Raw genomic sequence first — 15780 nt, forward strand, 5'->3', positions numbered from 1 at the left:
GAGTCCTCATGCCTTGCCGTACCGGTTGTCGATGAAGTCGAAGAGGTCGTCGTCCGAGGCGTGCTGGAGCTTGTCCTGCACATTCCCGTCGCCGTCCAGCCCTTGGAGGTTGTGCCAGGTCGACGTCAATGCCTTCAGTCGACCGCTGACCTCGTCGTGGAAGCCCGCCTCGGCCGCCTGGGAGTCGAAGTACTCGGCGGTCAGCTGCGACAGGGAGTCCTCCAGGCGGCTGAGCTCGTCCAGGATGGACGGTCCGAAGGCATCGGCGTCGCCGGACAGTCGCGTGTGGAGGTACCCGGCGAGGTCGGCCGGTGTCGGATAGTCGAAAACGAGCGCCGCCGGCAGCGACAGGCCGGTCACCGCGGCCATCCGGTTGCGCAGTTCGACCGCGGTCAGCGAGTCGAACCCGAGAGAACGGAAGGCGGTTCCCTCGTCGATCTTCCCCGCACCCGCGTGCCCCAGCACCATAGCGGCCTGCTCCCGGACCATCGACAGCACCACCGACGGTCCCTTGCCGGGCGGGGCCTCCCGCAAATCCCGCAGCCACGAGGAATCCCCGTTCGCCGCGTCCGCGGCCACCGCCGCCTCGGCCTCCGGGAGTTCGGCCAGCGACCGTCCGCCGAGGCCGAGTTCCGCGACCCGGCCCCAGTCCACGTCGGCGACCGCGACGTACCCGTCGTCCAAGGTGTGTTCCAGCGCCATCACGGCCACCGCCGGATCCATCCCGCGCACGCCCACCCGCCGATGGAGGGACTGCATCAGTTCGGCGTCGGCCAGGCCGGCGCCGGCCCAGGCACCCCACCCCATCGACACCATCGGTGCACCCTGTGCCCGCCGCATCTGTGCGTAGGCGTCCAGGAACCCATTGGCCGCGGCGTAGTTGCCCTGGCCCGGCGAACCCAGCAACGCCGCCACCGAGGAGAACAGTACGAACGCCTGCAGGCCCATGTCCGCGGTGAGTTCGTCCAGGGCGAGCACCGCGTCGATCTTCGGCGCGGCCACCGCCTCCAGCCGCTGCGGTGTCAACGAACCGAGCACACCGTCGTCCAGAACACCCGCCGTGTGCACAACGGCGGTCAGCGGGAATTCCTCGGGAATCGCGGCCAAGGCCTCGGCCATCGCAACACGGTCGGCGGCGTCACCGGCCGCCACCTGCACACCGACACCCAACGCCGACAACTCCGCCACCAGTGCTTGCGCACCGGGCGCGTCCGCGCCCCGGCGGCTGACCAGCACCAGATGCTCCGCACCACGCTCGACCAGCCAGTGCGCCACCCGCGCACCCAACGCACCCGTTCCGCCGGTCACCAGTACCGTTCCCGACGGTTGCCAGCCCTGCCCCGGTACGACATGGGCGCGGCGCAACCGCATCCCGTACACGCCGTCGGGGCGCACCGCGACCTGGTTCTCGCCATCGCCATCGGCCAGCACCGAACAGCACCGCTGCCACAACAGCTCATCCAGCGGCCCGGCGGGAAGATCGATCAAGCCTGCCCAACCGCCGGGCTGCTCGGAACCGATCACCCGGCCCAGCCCCCACACCTGTCCCTGCCAGGCATTCACCACCGGATCGCTCTCACCGACATTCACCGCGCCCCGGGTCAGCACCCACATCGGCACCGAATTCCATGCCTGAGCGACCGCGAGCAACTGCGCCGCACACTCGCGGCCCTCACCGGCCACCACCACCGCACCAGCCAACGACCCGGCCTCCGGCAGCTCCCGCTCATCGACCTGGTCGAGATCAATGCGTACGACCTCGGCGCCGGCCTCCGTCAGGAAGGCCGCCAGGTCGTCACCGGAGCCCGCGGCCGCCAGCAGCGCCCACACACCATCAAGCCGGCCACCGGACCTTTCCGGCAGTGACGACCACCCCACCCGATACCGCCACCGGTCCACCGCCGAACGTGCCTGCCGCTGCCGCAGGGAAGCCAGCACCGGCAACACCGCCGACGCGTCCTCGCGCTCCACCGCCTCCCAGAACTCGGCGTCCAGACCGTCAACCGCGCTCGCGGAGCGCTGAGATGACGCCTCGGGCCAGAAGCGCTCCCGCTGGAACGCGTACGTCGGCAGCGACATCACGGGGTTGCCCGACCGGGTTCCGAGCAGCGTGGTCCAGTCCACGGTGGAGCCATGGACGTGCACTCCGGCCACCGCGGTCAGCAGGGTCTCCGGTTCATCCCGCTCCGCCCGCATCGCGGGCAGCCATACGCCGCTGTCCACCGTGGCCATCGCGCTCAGCGTCCCGGCCGGCCCGGCCTCCAGGAACAGCTCCGCACCCAGTTCACGCAGCTTGAGAACAGCGTCGTGGTAACGCACTGTGTCCCGCACGTGCCGAACCCAGTAGGCCGGGTCTGTCACATCCGCACCTGGAATACCCGACACGACGGGGATCCGTGGCTCATGCCACGTCGCCTGCTCCAGCACCCGCGCGAACGGATCCAGCATCGGCTCCATCAACGGCGAATGGAACGCGTGACTCACCCGCAGCCGCCGCGCCTTGCCGCCCTGGTCACGCCACCGCTGCGCCAGCTCCTCCACGGTGTTCTCGTCACCGGAAATGACCGTGGACTCCGGACCGTTCACCGCCGCCAGGCCCACGGTGGCGTGCTCGCCGATCAGCTCCAGCGCCTCGGCCTCACCCGCCGACAACGCCACCATCGCCCCACCGGACGGCAACTCCTGCATCAACCGACCACGCGCCACCACCACCGCAGCCGCATCCGCCAAATCCCACACACCCGCCACATGAGCAGCACTCAGCTCACCGATCGAATGCCCAGCCACCCACTCCGCCGACACACCCCACGAACTCACCAACCGGAACAGCGCCACCTGCACCGCGAACAACCCAGCCTGCGTGTAGAGAGTTTCATCCAGCAGGCCCGGTTCGCTGTCGATCACTTCCCTGATCGGGCGCGGCAGATGCCGGTCCAGCTCCGTGCACACCTCATCAAAGGCTTCGGCGAACACCGGGTAGGCGGCCGACAACTGCGAACCCATACCAGGGCGTTGACTGCCCTGACCGGAAAACACCACCGCCAAGGGAACCGAACCCGGCGATCCGGTCACCACCCCGGCACCTGGCCGGTCCTCGGCAAACGCCTGCACACCATCCGCCAACGTCCGCCGGTCGCGGCCCAGTACCACGGCCCGATGCTCGAACACCGAACGCGTCGTGGCCAACGCCCGGCCGACCAGCACCGGATCGACCTCCGGCTGATCAGAGACCCACTGACCAAGTCGGACAGCCTGCTCCCGCAACGCCTCCGCCGATTTGGCCGACAGCAGCCAGGGCACCACTCCGCCCCGGACCACACCCGGTTCCACCACGGGGGCGGATTCGGGTTCTTCGAGGATCAGATGCGCGTTCGTACCGGAAATACCGAACGACGACACACCGGCCCGGCGAGGACGACCGTCCACCTGCCAGGGCACCGGCTCGGTCAACAGCTGGACCGCACCGGCCGACCAGTCCACATGGGACGACGGCGCGTCCACATGGAGCGTCCGCGGCAACAGGCCGTGCCGCATCGCCAGCACCATCTTGATGATGCCCGCCACGCCCGCGGCCGCCTGAGTGTGACCGAGATTCGACTTCAGCGAACCCAGCCACAGCGGCCGCTCCTCCGGCCGGCCCTGACCGTAGGTCGCCAGCAGCGCCTGCGCCTCGATCGGATCACCCAGGCGGGTCCCGGTGCCATGCGCCTCCACCACATCGACATCGGCCGAAGACAACCGCGCACTCGCCAACGCCGCCCGAATCACCCGCTGCTGCGAAGGACCGTTCGGCGCCGTCAAACCATTCGACGCACCATCCTGATTCACCGCACTGCCACGCAGCACAGCCAGAACCTGATGCCCATGTCGTCGGGCGTCGGACAGCCTTTCCAGCACCAGGACGCCGGCCCCTTCGCCCCAGCTGGTTCCGTCCGCGGCTTCGGAGAAGGGTTTGCACCGGCCGTCGGCGGCCAATCCGCCCTGCCGGGAGAATTCCACGAACACTTCCGGGGTGGACATCACTGTCACCCCACCGGCCAGCGCCATCGAACACTCACCGGACCGCAACGCCTGCGCGGCCAGATGCACCGTCACCAAGGAGGAGGAACAAGCGGTGTCCACCGTCACCGCCGGGCCTTCCAGGCCGAGCGCGTACGACACCCGGCCGGTGAGAACGCTTCCGTAGTTGCCGGTGCCGTTGAATCCGTCGCTGTCTCCCGGACTCAACGCCGTCTGAGTCGCGTAGTCGTGATACATCAACCCGAGATAGACACCGGTCGCAGTACCACGCAGCGAATCCGGCACGATCCCCGCCCGCTCCAACGCCTCCCACGCCGTCTCCAGTGCGAGCCGCTGCTGCGGATCCATCGCCACCGCCTCACGTGGCGAAATACCGAAGAATCCCGCGTCGAACTCCGCCGCGTCCTTCAGGAATCCGCCGTGGCGGGTGTAGGTGGTTCCCGGGCGAAGCCGGTCGGGGTCGTACAGTCCGGCCACATCCCAGCCGCGGTCGGCCGGGAATTCAGTCACTCCCTCGGAGCCGGCGGCCAGCAACTCCCACAACGCTTCAGGGGAATTCACTCCACCTGGGTAACGGCACCCCATCCCGACGATCGCGATCGGCTCGTCCAGCGCACCGGCCGCCGCGCCGCTCCCGAGCGCGGGAACCTCGTCCGCCTGCTCACCCAGCACCCCGGACAGCACGAACCCGGCCAGCAACCGCGAAGTCGGATAGTCGAAGGCCATGGTCGCCGGCAGGCGCATTCCGGTCACGGCGGTGAGCCGGTTACGCAGTTCCACCGCGGTCAGCGAATCGAAGCCCACGTCACGGAAGGTCGCATCGGCGTCGACCCGAACAGCCGAGGTGTGTCCCAGAACGGTGGCCGCTTGAGCACGTACCAGTTCCAGTACCGCCGACTGGCGCTCCTCGATGGGCAGTGCGGCAAGCCGGGCGGCAAGATCACCCTCACCAGCCGTGGTGGCCGCGGACCGGCGCCCCGGACCACCGGTCAACCCACTCAGCAACGACGAGACGGTTCCGGCGGCTCGCATGGCCGCTACGTCCAGTCGCGCCGCCACCACCAAGGACCGATCCAGGCGCGTTGCCGCATCGAACAACGCCAGTCCCTGTTCATCGGACAGCGCCCGAACTCCGGCCCGAGCCCACCGGGCCAAGTCGGTTTCACTCAGGCGACCGGTCATCCCTGAGCCTTGTTCCCACAGTCCCCACGCCAGCGAGTGTCCGGCCAGCCCCGACGACCGCCGCTGCTGCACCAGCGCGTCCAACGCGGCGTTCGCCGCCGCATAACTCCCCTGCCCCGCCGAACCGAGCGTGGCAGCCGCCGAGGAATACACCACGAACAGCCCCAGGTCCGTGTCACGGGTCAGCTCATGCAAATGCCACGCGGCATCCACCTTCGCCCGCAACACCCCAGCCAGCCGATCCGGGGTCAGCGACTCCACCGTCGCGTCATCCAGCACACCAGCGGCATGCACCACACCCGACACCGAATGCTCGGCGAACACCGCCGCCACCGCATCACGATCGGACACATCACACGCCTGGACCGACACCCGCGCGCCCAACTCACCCAGTTCGGCGGCCAGCTCATCCGCGCCCGGAGCGTCCATGCCCCGGCGCGAGAGCAGCAGCAGATCGCGCACACCGTAGGCAGTGATCAAATGCCGGGCCAGCAGCGCACCCAGTACCCCGGTGCCCCCGGTGATGACCACGGTGCCCGCAGCCACCTGGTCCGGTACCGCTTGACCAGCACCGGTAGCCCGTACCAGACGCCGCACACTCAACACGCCCGCGCGCAGCGCGATCTCCGGTTCGCCGCTGCCCACCACGGCAGGCAGGACGGCGTCGATGTCGATGTCGGCGTCGAGGTCCAGGAGAACAAACCGTCCCGGGTGCTCGGATTGCGCGGAACGCACCAAGCCGGTCACCGCCGCAGCGGCCAGATCGCCGCCATCGACCGCGCCCCGGGTGAGCAGCACCAGCCGCGAGTCCTCCGTGCCCGGCTCGGCCAGCCACTCCTGCAGCCAGTTCAGCACCGTGGCCGTCACCGTCTGCACCGACTCAAGACCATCGCCGGTCGGGACCTGGGCGACCACCACGGCGGGCAGTTCGCCCTCGACCTGGCCGTGCCAAGCCCACTCCACCGCGGTGGTCTCCGGGACGACCAGCGGGATCCAGTCCACACCGAACAGTGAGCGGCCCGTGCGTCCTCCGCCGGACGTGTCCGGGGCGGCGGTGATCGGGCGCAGCCGCAAGGAGTCCGCGCTGAACACCGGCTGCCCGGCCGGATCGTACGCCTCGACCCCGACCCCACCGTCCTCACGATGGGACAACCTCACACGCAGCACCGACGCACCGGTGGCGTGCAACCGTACGCCATTCCACGCGAACGGGAGGCTCACCCCGTCCCCGCCGGGCTGAGCGGTCAGGCCGATCGGGTGCAGGGCCGAGTCCAGTAGTGCCGGGTGCACCCCGAATCCGTCGACCTCGGTTCCCTCGGCCAGAGCCACCTCGGCGAACACGTCCGCGCCGGACTGCCACACTCCACGAAGCCCCTGGAACACCGGTCCATAGCCGTAGCCGTCCTCGGCCAGGCGCTCATAGGCACCGTCCACCGGCACCGGCCGCGCACCTGCCGGGGGCCATGCCCCCGGCCACTCCGGTGCCGGGGCGGACTGCGTACTCAGTGCACCGTCGGCGTGCTGAACCCACTCATCGTCATCGTCGGCACGCGAGAAGATGCCGACCACCCGACGGCCGTCCTCATCGGGCTCGCCGACCCGGATCTGCACCCGTACGCCACCCTGCTCGGACAACAGCAACGGGGCCTGCAACGTCAGTTCGTCGACCACCGCGCAGCCGACGCGGTCACCGGCGTGCACCGCCAGATCCACGAACGCCGTTCCCGGCAACAACACCGAACCGAGCACGGCGTGGTCGGCCAGCCAGGGGTATGTGGCCAGCGACAACCGGCCGGTCAGCACCACCGCGTCCCCACCAGCCAGCGCCACTTCCGCGCCGAGCAGCTGATGCCCAGGCTCGCCCTGCCCCAATGACCGAGCGTCCCCGGGCCGCACTCCGGCGAGCGCGGGCCAGTAGCGCTGCCTTTGGAAGGCGTAGGTCGGCAGGGGCACCGGCCGCCCGCCGGCGCCCAGCAAGGAGACCCAGTCCACGCCGGCGCCGTGCACGTACGCCCCGGCCAGCGCGGCCATGACCGTTTCGGACTCGTCGCGTTCGGACCGCATTGCGGGCAGCCATACGCCGCTGTCCACCGTGGCCATCGCGCTCAGCGTCCCGGCCGGCCCGGCCTCCAGGAACAGCTCCGCACCCAGTTCACGCAGCTTGAGAACAGCGTCGTGATAACGCACCGTTTCCCGCACATGCCGAACCCAGTAAGCCGGGTCCGTCACATCCGCATCCGGCGTACCGGACACCACCGGTATGAGCGGCTCACGCCACGTCACCCGCTCCAACACCCGCGCGAACGAATCCAGCATCGGCTCCATCAACGGCGAATGGAACGCATGACTCACCCGCAACCGCCGCGCCTTCCCGCCCTGGTCACGCCACCGCTGCGCCAGCTCCTCCACCGTATTCTCAGCACCGGAAATCACCGTGGACTCCGGACCGTTCACCGCCGCCAGGCCAACCTCGGCCCGCTCACCGATCAACTCCAGCGCCTCGGCCTCACCCGCCGACAACGCCACCATCGCCCCACCGGACGGCAACTCCTGCATCAACCGACCACGCGCCACCACCACCGCAGCCGCATCCGCCAAATCCCACACACCCGCAACATGAGCAGCACTCAGCTCACCGATCGAATGCCCAGCCACCCACTCCGCCGACACACCCCACGACGACGTCAGCCGGTACAGAGCCACCTGCACCGCAAACAACCCAGCCTGCGTATAAAGAGTTTCATCCAGCAGGCCCGGCTCACCATCGATCACCTCACGGATCGGACGCGGCAAATGCCGGTCCAGCTCCGCACACACCTCATCAAAAGCCTCAGCGAACACCGGGAACACAGCCGACAACTGCGAACCCATACCAGGACGTTGACTACCCTGACCGGAAAACACCACCGCCAGCCGCCCAGAAACAGGCGAGCCGGTCACCACACCCGCACCCGACCGGTCCTCGGCAAACGCCTGCAAGCTCTCCAGCAACGCCTGCTGGTCCCGGCCCAGCACCACCGCCCGATGCTCGAACACCGAACGGCTCGTGGCCAACGCGCGACCCACTGCCACCGGATCGACCTCCGGGCGTTCGGCGGTCCACCTGACCAGCCGGGACGCCTGCTCCCGCAACGCCTCCGGCGACCTGGCCGAAAACAGCCACGGCACCACGCCGGCCGCCGGGGTCTCATCCGATTCGGTTACCGATACCGGTTCGGGTTCTTCGATGATCACATGGGCGTTCGTGCCGGAGATACCGAACGACGAGACACCCGCCCGGCGCGGATGGCCATTGGCCTGCCACTGCACCGGCTCCGTCAGCAACTGCACGGCGTCGGAGGACCAGTCCACATGCGACGACGGCGCGTCCACGTTCAACGTGCGCGGCAATACATCGTGGTGCATGGCGAGCACCATCTTGATCACACCGGCAACTCCGGCGGCAGCCTGGGTATGACCGATGTTGGACTTCACCGACCCCAGCCACAGCGGCCGATCCTCCGGCCGGTCCTGACCGTACGTCGCCAGCAGCGCCTGCGCCTCGATCGGGTCACCCAGGCGGGTCCCGGTGCCATGCGCCTCCACCACATCGACCTCGGCCGAAGACAACCGCGCACTCGCCAACGCCGCCCGAATCACCCGCTGCTGCGAAGGACCGTTCGGCGCCGTCAAACCGTTCGACGCACCATCCTGATTCACCGCACTGCCACGCAACACGGCCAGAACCTGATGTCCATTCCGTCGTGCATCGGACAACCGCTCAAGAACCAGGATCCCGGCGCCCTCACCCCAACCGGTCCCGTCCGCGGCATCCGCGAACGGCTTGCACCGGCCATCAGCGGCCAGGCCGCCCTGGCGGGAAAACTCCACGAACATATCCGGGGTGGACATCACCGTGACACCACCGGCCAGCGCCATCGAGCACTCACCGGAACGCAACGCCTGCGCGGCCAGATGCGCCGCCACCAGAGAAGAAGAACACGCCGTGTCCACCGTCACCGCCGGGCCTTCGAGGCCCAGTGTGTAGGCGACTCGGCCCGAAGCCACACTCACCGCATTGCCGGTCAGCACATGTCCATCGACCTCGTCCGAACCGGACGCCAGCACCGAACCGTAGTCGGATCCGCCGACACCCACATAGACACCGGTATCCGAACCACGCAGTGAATCCGGCACGATCCCGGCCCGCTCCAACGCCTCCCAGGCTGTTTCCAGCACCAGCCGCTGCTGCGGATCCATCGCCGTCGCCTCACGCGGGCTGATCCCGAAGAACTCCGGATCGAACATTCCCGCCTCAGCCAGGAAAGTGCCGTGCCGGGAGTACGAGGTACCCGGGCGAAGCCGATCCGGGTCGTACAGGCCCTCCACATCCCAGCCGCGGTCGACCGGGAACTCCGACACCCCTTCCCCGCCGGCGGCCAGCAACTCCCACAACGCCTCCGGCGAATCCACTCCGCCCGGGAAACGACACCCCATGCCCACGATCGCGATCGGCTCATCCGCCGCCCAGGCCGCACCGGCCGGTGCCCGATCCGACTCGGACACTCCTGACAAGCGGCGGTGCAGATACGCGGCCAGCCGCGTGGGTGTCGGATAGTCGAACAGCACGGTGGCCGGCAGATCCAGAGCAACAGCCGCGATGAGCCGGTTGCGCAGCTCCACGGCCATGTAGGAATCCGAGCCCTGTTCCCGAAAACTCCGACCGGCGTCGATGTCCGATGCTCCACCGTGACCGAGCACCGCGGCGGCGTGCGTGCGGACCAGGTCGAGCAGGTACGACTCGCTGGCGGCCACGCCGGGCGCGGCACCGACTCCGGTACGACCGCGCCGACGCTCATCGCGGCGTGGACCGTCCACGACGGTGTCTCGCAGGTCGCTGCTCAGATCGGCGACCACGATGCTCGGGTCGTCGTGTTCAACGGCGCTGACCAGCGCCTCGACCTGCCGGGCGGAATCAGTGGGGCGCATCCCCTCGACCGACGGCATGTCCTCGTCGTGCCATGCCACGACGTTGCCCGGCAGGGAGTCCGCCCGGCGCAGCCGGATCAGCGCCTCGGCATGGCCATTCGAGTCCGGATCCAGGCCCAGTTGAGCACTCGCACGTGACACCACCACGAACGCGGACAGCTCACGGTCGGCACTTTGTTCGTGCAGACGCCGGAGAGCCTCGGGATCGGGCGTGCCATCAGGTTCCGGCAAGTACAGGACTGCTGTGAGGTCCGGGTCGGCGGGCAGGTCACTGCCCCGGACGACCCGCGCACCGCCGCCTTCCAACCAGCTGACCAGCGCTTCGGCCGACCGGCCGGTGCCACCACCGGCCAGCAGTACGGTGCCGGAGGGACGCCAGGTGTGCGGGGCCGCACTCGGAACCGGCGCCGACCGTACCCGCCAGGCGAACACTCCGGTGGAGCGCAGGGCCAAGCGGTCCTCTCCGTACTCACCGGCCAGAACGGCGCGCAGCCTGCGCGAGGTCGTCGCGTCCCACTCCGAAGGGAGTTCGAGACGGCCGCCGGCACCGCCCGGAGCCGACGGCCGATCCCAGTACTCCGTTCCCGACGATTCCCGGGGATCACCTGTCATGCCCGTCGTCACGGACCACACCGGAACGTCGGACACCATGCCCGCGGAAACGTCAGGTGGCAGGAACGACACCACACCGGCGACCGGCCCCAGGTCCCCGAAGTCGGTTTCCGGACGGGCCGGGTCCACCCGAACGAGCAACGACTCGTCGCGGTCGTCCGAGAGCGCGGCGACAACCTGGCCGACCGCGTCCTCCTCCGAGTGGTCGGCTGGTACCGCCACGACCCATCGACCGGTCAGTGTCCGGTCCAGCACGGGGCCGATCGGCGCCCAGCAAACCTCGTACCGCAACGCGTCGAGTTCGGTGCCTTGAGGCGTGTTACGGCCCGGAGCCACCGCCGGTGCATCCGGCAGCCAGTACCGCTTCCGCTGGAAGGCATACGTCGGCAGGCCGATCGTGTGGGTACGGGTCCGCGTGCCGACCTGCGTGGTCCAGTCCACCGGCACGCCCGCGACATGAACACCTGCCAGGGACCGCAGCCACCGGCCCCGGCCGCCGTCATCACGACGCAACGTACCGGTCACGGCCAGTCCCTCACCGGCCTGCTCGACCGCCATCGCGAGGACCGGATGCGCACTCACCTCAACGAAGGTGCGATGCCCGGCCGCCACCAGCGACTCGATCACCTCGGCGAAACGCACCTGCTCACGCAGATTCCGATACCAATACCCACCATCAAGCCCCGCCGTATCGACCAGGGCAGCCTCCAGCGTGGAATGGAACGGCACCTGGCTGCTCGTCGGCTCCAGCCCGGCCAGATCCTCAGCCAACCGCGCCTCGATCGCCTCCACCTGAGCCGAATGCGACGCATAATCCACCGCGATCCGCCGCACACCATCATCGGCATGCCGGGCCACGAACTCGTCACACGCCTCCGCAGCACCCGAAACCACCACCTGTGACGGGCCGTTCACCGCAGCCACCGACAAGTCAGCCCACGGAGCAATCCACTCCTCCACCTGAGCCAAGGTCGCGCGAACCGACACCATTCCGCCGGAACCCGCCAAAGCCACAATCGCCTGACTGCGCAAGGCGACCACCCGCGCGCCGTCCTCCAACGACAGCCCACCAGACACCGTCGCCGCGGCAATCTCACCCTGCGAATGACCCACCACCATGGACGGGACCACACCGGCCGAGCTCCACAGCTCAGCCAGGGACACCATCACCGCCCACGACACCGGCTGCACCACATCAACCCGCGCCAACAACTCAGCGTCACCCAGCGCGTCACGCAACGACCAGTCCACGAACGGCTCCAACGCCGCCGCACACCGCTCCATCGCCTGAGCGAACACCGGCTCGGAGTCCCACAACTCCACACCCATACCGACCCACTGCGCACCCTGCCCCGGGAACACAAACACCGGACCCAGCCCAGCCGGCGCCACGACACCGTGCACCACCGCAGCGGACGTCTCAAAGTCCCGCAGCCCAGCGACAAAACCAGTCACATCGTCAGCAACCACAACCGCGCGATGGTCGAACATCGACCGGGTCGTCACCAAGGCACGACCCGCGGCCGCCACATCGATCCCCGGTCGCGCAGCAGCCCACTGCCCCAACCGGACAGCCTGCTCCCGCAACGCCTCCGCCGACTTCGCCGACAGCAACCACGGCACCACACCACCGGCCGGGACGTCCGCCGGCTCCACCGGTTCGTCAGCACTGTCGAAACCAGTCGTTTCGCTCACCACGACGTGGCAGTTGGTACCGCCCATGCCGAACGAACTCACCCCGGCCACCAGTGGCCGCCCGTCGTCGGGCCACGCATCGGTCTCCGTCTGCACGCGCAGGTTCAGATCCGTCAGCGCGATCTGCGGATTCGGCTCACGGAAGTTCAGGCTCGGTGGGATCCGGCGGTGCCTGATCGCCAGCACCACCTTCAGCAGACCGGCGATCCCGGCCGCCGACTCCAGGTGGCCGATGTTCGTCTTGACCGAACCGACTCGCAGGGGGCCATGCGCACGTCGCGGCCCACCCACCGCAGCACCCAGCGCGGCCGCCTCGACCGGGTCACCGACCCGGGTGCCGGTCCCGTGCAGTTCGACGTACTGCACCTCGGCCGGGTTCACACCGGCGTGCTCGTACGCTCGCCGGATGACCTCCTCCTGCGCGGCGCTGCTGGGAACGGTCAGCCCATCGCTCACCCCGTCGTTGTTGACCGCGCTCCCGCGAATCACGCAGTACACCTGGTCACCATCGGCCAGCGCCTGCCGCAGTGGCTTGAGCACCACCACGGCGCCGCCCTCGCCGCGGACGAACCCGTTGGCCCTGGCGTCGAAGGTGAAACATCGGCCGTCGGGCGACAACCCACCGAACCTCGACAACTCGACCGCGGCGTGCGGGCTGAAATTGAGGATCACCCCGCCGACGATCGCGCTGGAACACTCCCCACGGCGCAGGCTTTCACACGCGAGATGCACGGCGACCAACGAGGACGACTGCGCGGTGTCCACGGTGATGCTCGGGCCGCTCAGCCCGAGCGTGTAGGACACGCGGTTGGCGATCATTCCGCGCTGCACACCGGTGGTGCTGTGTGCGGTGATCGCGTCCAGCCCGCGGCGGTGCAGGAGAGCCGCGTAGTCGTCCTTGTTGGCACCGGCGAAAATACCGACGTCGGCACCCCGCACCTGATCCGGGACGATCCCGGCGTCTTCCAGCGCCTCCCAGCTCAGCTCCAGCATGAGCCGCTGCTGCGGGTCGATCGCGGCGGCCTCACGTGGCGAGATCCCGAAGAACGCCGCGTCGAACTGGTCGATGCCCTCCAGGTAGCCCCCGAACGCCGTGCCATCGGCGTCGGGACCGGGGCCGTCGGCAGCGTCCCAACGAGTGGCGGGAGTCGTCGAGATCGCGTCCACGCCGTCGTGCAGCAGGGTCCAGAAGGCCGCCGGACTGGCGGCATGCGGCAATCGGCACGACACGCCGACAACGGCGATCGGGCCCCGGTCCAAAGAGGATTCAGGCATCAGAGTTCTCTCGGGTAGCCACTCGTGACAAGGGGACATGGCAGCGGCCGGCGGCACCAGCCGGCCCTGCCGTCGGAGAAGCGCTTGGAACGCCTAGACGCGGTCCATCGGCACGTCGAATCGCTCGTAGTAGAACTTGAACCGCTCACGCAATTCGTTCTTGTCGAGCCCGAAGTCGTCCATGGTGAAGCGCTGCCTGCTGCGATGTCCGTCCGCTCTCGCGGTGAAGGCGCGCATTTCTTCCATGGCGGTGTCGTCCGGTTCGTGGCCCACCGCCGAGGATATTCGGGTCACCGTACCGATCGGATCGCTGACCAGCTCACCGAAAGCGACGTCGACGAACTGGTCCGCGTTCGCGATTCCCTCGGCGCTGTCGCGGTAGTCGACCATCGAACGCAGAGCTCGCTCGATGTAGTCGGCGCACAACTGGCCGATGTGGTGCAGATTGGGGTTCCGCAGCAGCATTCCGGTCGAAAACGTGCTCAGTGCGGCGAGAGATACCAGGGAAGAGATCGGGTCGCGGTGGGTCTGCACCACCGTCGCGTCGTCGAACACCGTCAGCAAGGGGCGCAGCATCTCCAGGTGCGTGGGCGTTTTGAGCAACCAGCGGCCACCGTCCGGCCGATCGGCCTGCATGGCCTGGAGGTACTGCCGGAGCAGCCGATACCCGCCGGAGTGATCGGCGTCGGTGTACCACCGTGTGTATTCCGGGAAATAGCCGAAACCGAACTGAAGCGACACATGCGCGGCGTCCAGCAGCGGCATTTCCTCTTCGGGCTCGTCGTTGGCTATCTCATGGCTGTCCACGAATCCGGGGAACGTCCAGGACATGGCGCGCACGAACCGCTCGCCCGTCCGTACGCGCGGATCGGGCCCGCTGCCGCGCGAGGTGCCGCCGGCCGGGATCGGCTCCAGCGATTCCCAGAAAGGCATGTGGTGCCAGGCGTGGTCCCGCGCCATCGTCCGATGCAGAAAGGTGGTGCCGCTTCGGGGCATGCCCACCACGAACAGCGGTGCGTTGACCGGTTTCTCGAACAGTTCGGGCTGCCTGGCCGCGAGTTCGGTCAACCGCAGCCGGTGGACCATCGGCTGGGTGAGCAGTCGGCGGACCATCAGGCGGCCGAAAACGCTGAGGTCGACCTCCTGGTTGGCCGAACGGCACAGAATCTCCAGCGGCTCCTCGAAAGGAGCGAGATCACCGAAATCCGACAGTCCGGTTCTGGCTCGGGCCCGGTCGGCGAGTTCGGCGGCCTCGACGGGCCACAAGCGGGTTCCGACCGGATCGAGCAACCGGTTGATCGATCGGATCAGCCACGGCAGCCGGTATCCGCCAATGGGTGGGGCTGCCGTCGGCGAAGAACTGCTCTTTGTCGCATCCGGACGCATTGACCTCAACTGCCTTTCGGGCCGTCATCTGCGGAGAGCCGGGGAAGCTCGATAAGAAGAACGAAAGCCGGATCACCCCGCGAAAACCGGGCACCGCCGGGCGCGTTGAAACGCGAGGTGCGAGGACCGCACACGGTGGTGGACTGAATCGATCTCCGGCCGGTTCTAGAAACCGCCTTGCTCGCGAGTCGCCCTCCTACCGTGGGACAGCGGTACCGCGTGGGCGGTACTTTGATGCGGTCGTCGTCGCGGACATCGCGGGCTCCTGGATCCGTATCACGTTCCGGTCTCGGCCCAGTATTGCGCGCATCCAGCCCCGCCCCGTGGGTGCGAGCGAGAACCTGTTGCCTCGCGCGGTATGAACCCACGCGTTGGACGCGCACCGCGTGGGATGGATACGAAGATCCAGCCGCGGTCAGCGGGCAGCCGGGGGGATGAACCCGCCGAAAGTTCCGCCGGGGCGGTTGAGCGCGGGCGACCACTTGGTCGCCCCCGGCCCATTCCAGCTGCGGCCATGGCGATTTCGACCGTGGCGATACCTGACGAGTCTCGTGCACGGTAGGCGGTGAGACGTCAAGCTTGTGAGCGTTGCTCATGGTTCGTGTGGTGTGGTGGGGAACGCGACGTGTGTAGTGGTCGTCA

2 protein-coding genes are annotated in these 15780 nt (G+C 68.5%); both read right to left on the reverse strand.

Annotation, left to right across the window (positions count from 1 at the left end; translation table 11 throughout):
- Positions 1-6: 6 nt before the first annotated feature.
- Entirely contained in the window at positions 7-13752 is a 13746-nt protein-coding gene (locus ACIQD6_RS09500; protein WP_401880167.1) for a type I polyketide synthase, read from the reverse strand.
- Between the two features lie 93 nt (positions 13753-13845).
- A complete protein-coding gene (locus ACIQD6_RS09505; RefSeq protein WP_401880169.1) occupies positions 13846-15042 on the reverse strand; it encodes a sulfotransferase family protein in 1197 nt (398 codons plus the stop codon).
- Positions 15043-15780: the final 738 nt, after the last annotated feature.

The sequence above is a fragment of the Streptomyces sp. NPDC088400 genome, from assembly GCF_044753355.1.
In the GTDB taxonomy this organism is placed as follows: Bacteria; Actinomycetota; Actinomycetes; order Streptomycetales; family Streptomycetaceae; genus Streptomyces.